The organism is Paenibacillus sp. P4_A7 (assembly GCF_056402455.1).
The window spans coordinates 1-3,983 of sequence record NZ_JBFUHJ010000491.1; the positions used below are offsets into that span (position 1 = coordinate 1).

Annotated in this window: 5 protein-coding genes and 1 pseudogene; 5 read left to right on the forward strand and 1 reads right to left on the reverse strand. The window is 40.3% G+C overall.

What is annotated here, in order from left to right; translation table 11 throughout:
- The 5 genes and pseudogenes from AC1DWN_RS29525 to AC1DWN_RS29545 form a co-directional block, all read left to right on the forward strand.
- Positions 1–393 (forward strand): hypothetical protein (locus AC1DWN_RS29525; RefSeq protein WP_477562437.1); only part of this gene is annotated, 393 nt, incomplete at its 5' end.
- 2 nt (positions 394–395) lie between these two features.
- A complete protein-coding gene (locus AC1DWN_RS29530) occupies positions 396–1,364 on the forward strand; it encodes a helix-turn-helix domain-containing protein (RefSeq protein WP_477562438.1) in 969 nt (322 codons plus the stop codon).
- A 62-nt stretch (positions 1,365–1,426) separates the two neighbouring features.
- Positions 1,427–1,789, forward strand: coding sequence for a hypothetical protein (locus tag AC1DWN_RS29535; RefSeq protein WP_477562439.1), 363 nt, complete (start codon positions 1,427–1,429; stop codon positions 1,787–1,789).
- Positions 1,790–1,893: 104 nt separating this feature from the next.
- Positions 1,894–2,781, forward strand: a complete 888-nt coding sequence (locus AC1DWN_RS29540; protein ID WP_477562440.1) for a hypothetical protein — start codon at positions 1,894–1,896, stop codon at positions 2,779–2,781.
- A 12-nt stretch (positions 2,782–2,793) separates the two neighbouring features.
- A pseudogene (locus AC1DWN_RS29545) lies at positions 2,794–3,591 on the forward strand (IS4 family transposase); the annotation flags it as partial.
- 16 nt (positions 3,592–3,607) lie between these two features.
- Here the strand turns inward: AC1DWN_RS29545 and AC1DWN_RS29550 are convergent.
- The coding region (locus AC1DWN_RS29550; RefSeq protein ID WP_477562441.1) for a fibronectin type III-like domain-contianing protein at positions 3,608–3,983 on the reverse strand (376 nt) is incomplete at its 5' end.

The window sequence follows — 3,983 nt, forward strand, 5'->3', positions numbered from 1 at the left end:
GGGGCTGTATGTATGAAAGACTCTCGTAAGTTAATGAAAGTAGATCTTAAGTTTGCGTATTGTTTTGGTGTATTTATCTGCTTGCTCGGGTTAGTAGATGTAATCATTCTTAATATTGATGTTAATGAGGAAATTTCAACTGTTTTTTCTAATCTAGCCGAAATGTTTACGATAATGGGTATTGGGCTTACAATCCTAACTATCGCAGATTCCTCTATAGTTCAGAGTAAAGCTAATAAGTCTACAAAAGAACTGATAGAAGCTGTAAACAGGGTAGAGCAAATGTTGATAGGGATGGAGGACTCAACAACAAAACAAAACGGAAAGATTCACGCCATACAAGCATCCGTAAAGGATATAAAGAACATTCAGAATAGACAGAGGAGTAAGTAATCATGACTGTATACTTAAATGCTAGTAACGCTGCAGCTGAGTTAGGAATTACCACAACATCCCTTTACAAAATAATAAATCATTCGGATGCAAATAAACGCTTGAATCCCGTTAATCGTGATACATATAAAGGGGATGGAGGCTTTATGTTTCGACAGGAAGACGTCGATCGAATTAAGCCATCATATGTACGGAAGGACTTAACATCTGCGGAAGCAGCAAAACAGATCGGACGCTCAACGACCTATATCCATAAATTGATTCGTGAAGGTGTACTGCCCTATTATGAAGGCGAGCTGCGGGGTAAAAGGACATATTTCATAACAGAAACCGATCTTAAGACGCTCGTGGCTAGTAATCCGGAAACAGGTAAATACGATACGATATATGATAAAAAGTCGAGTACCTTCCTCTTTCAGCCTTACCGTAGGGAGKGACGTTTTGCAAGAATAGTTAGTATGAAGCGACTACACCGCAGTGAATTAGAGATTACTCTGCAATTAGGAGCTGATGAATTTTTAGCATATGATGAAGCAATTCAAGTTGGGTGGAAACCTATGTTGTCGATTACCGAAAAAAAGCCCATAACTACTTTTGGCTATGCATTATTTGAATTTCCAGTCCCTGAAACGCTTGATTCCATGATCTTTACGATAATAGAAGAAATGTTCAAACAAATAGGACCGTCTAATATTCGAATCAATGCAGGTGATCGGTTAATCGTAGAAGTGAAGAAATCGGTACTCCTAGGGGTCTTACCGACAACACATCCAGATTTGATTGATAAGTTAAAGTTATTTATTAGGTCAGGCCATATCACTACTAAGTATGATGGTACCCTTATTGATACTGGACTATCTCCAATTACTATTTATCTTCCTGAAGAAAAAAAAGCCAATCTCATTCGAAAAGCTGAAGAAAGTAATAAGTCGTTGCAGGATTGGCTCGAGGATCATTTATCGTTACTCTAATGAGTTGGATCAGATAATAAGCTACTTGACATAAGAACCATAAGATAGAGAGGTTGAACCTAATGAAAACTAACTGTGAATGTTTGAAAGAAGTGGAAGAATGGTCTTTCGAGAAACAACTAGGATGCTGGTATGTAGTTAGAGAGTGTGATACCTGTGGCTACTATTGGGAAGGACCTGATTATTCGAAAACCAATAAGAGCGTAAACCCGGAGTCGGGAACAATAAACCAGTATCAACATGGTCAGTACGGATCACCGGTAAAACTCGACGCGATTGCTGATGTATATAATTTTTGCGAACTTAATAAGTTTTCACACAAAGAAATTCGCGTCGTGGAACCGGTGGAAGATGCAATCGTTATACAAGTAATTGACGGGAAATATCTGTTCCCTGAAGAATGGAAGAAATTTAATGAAAACTAGGTGTGGGTTAATAGAATAGTATCAGCGCTTACTACATATAGGTGACTGGTTAAGTCATTCGATAATGCAAAAGGGAACGTTATAAAATCTAAGGGAGAAAAACTATGACAGATACGATTTTCGGAGGCGCCCAGGGCGAGATATATTATTCATCGTTGAGCATCATTGTAATGACAATCATGTTCATGCTTGCAATTCGATTACTTATAAGTCGGCAGAAACGTGCTTACCTGACCCTCACAATTTGTATGGGTATCATGCTAGTAGGGCAATTCATTCTTCTTGGAGCGGGGCTATTCAATAATGAAGTGGGAACAAATATACATAGTCTTCTTAACATGGTAACCTTTATCCTTGCTAACATGAGCGTCTATCAGTTATTTGGTGAAACTAATAAACGAGTTATGAATACGGTATATGTTTTGTTGGTAGGGTCCTTGTTGCTATCTTTCGTTCCCCTTGCTGCTAATCTCTATTCGATGGTATTAGTTGGGTTAGCATTTTTTATTCTGAAACCCGTCATGGAGCGGGGTAGAAAGTACCAAGTAGGATTAACAATGTACGGCATCGCCGTAGTTTCCCATATCATTAACAGTGACATTTTAGAAAAACAGGTCATCGTACTACATATATTAGACAATCTCCTTCGGATCGGCTTCTTCATTGTACTATTCCTGATCCTATTTGACCGGGTGATGGAACTTATGGAGAATAGTTATAATAAATCTACAAGAGATGCCTTGACCGGACTATATAATCGTTTCTATTTTTACACCTCGGTTTCATTTATTCTCAATGAAAAGCAACCTATTTCAATTGTTTTTAAAAGGCCTAAAAAAACTATACCCAAATCAATATCAAGTAATAATCGCGTCTTCAGAGAAAGGAAATTGTATGGAAGCGGATATTGCTTTGAATTTGGGAAAAGAGTATTTAATTCAGGAATTATAAAATATTTATTTTTTCCATGCTTTTTCAGAGTAATTGCATAAACAAAGATATCCGGCTACAAGCGTCGTCTAGAAGCGTTGCTCCCCGCACCGCAAGTCATCGCTGCAATGCTGGACCGTGCGGTTGCAGCGGGCATGACAGCCTCTTACACCCTTATGGATAGCTGGTTTACGCATGCGCCGCTCGTTCAAGAAATCGTGAATCGCGGACTGCATGTAATTGGCATGGTCAAGAACGATAATAAGCGTTACATCGTAGACGGGCAACGACTTTGTCTGAAGTCGCTATACAAAACAGCGCCACAGGTGGAAGGCAAGAACCCCAACATTCTCCGTCTTATTCGGACGGAGCTTGCACCTGGCATCCCCGTAACCGTGCTGTTTGTCCGCCACCGTTCCAAAAAAAACGAGTGGCTCGCGATCCTATCGACCGACCTGACTTTGACCGTCTAGGAAATCATCCGGATTTACAAGATGCGTTGGGACATTGAAGTGTTCTTCAAATGCGCCAAGTCGCTCCTGCGTTTGCAAAAAGAGTTTCAGGGACGTTCCTACGACCTGCTTGTGAGCCATACGACGATTGTTTTCAGCCGCTACATCTTGCTGGCATGGCAGCATCGTCAAAGCACAGATTCGCGGTCCTTTGGCGGGCTGTTTTATTTGCTTTGTGATGAGGTCGGAGCGCTTGATTGGGCTGTTGCCTTGCAGCAATTAATCGATTTGATCAACGAAATTGCCACAAAATCCGGAAAGAAGATCAGCGCTCTGATTCAGCGTCAACTCCAGCAGTGGATTGCTTGTTTGCCCAACTACATCAAGGCTTTTCTGCCGATTTCAAGCTGCGAAAGTTGAGTTACTAATGATAAATTTATTCAAATATTTTTGCTTTAGCTACAAAACCGCGTTTATAGCCCTCAAYGATCGCACTGTCTTGAATATGGCAGGTTGCGGTACAACGGATATCCTGTGAAGAAGCGCAAACCATAAGGGTTATATTTCCTTGCTCAACAACCCATTTCATTGCTTCATCCAAAAATGCTGTTTGACTTGTTTTCATCGTAAAATGCACGGTCTTAGCCTGTCCAACTTTTAATCCTACTCTGGCGAATCCAGCCAATTCTTTCACTGGTCGCAACATATTGGCTAAATCATCTGAATAATAGAACTGTACGACTTCTTCATCGTCCATGTTCCCAACATTCATAATTGTTACTGACACATGAATTTCACCATCAGCAGTAGTC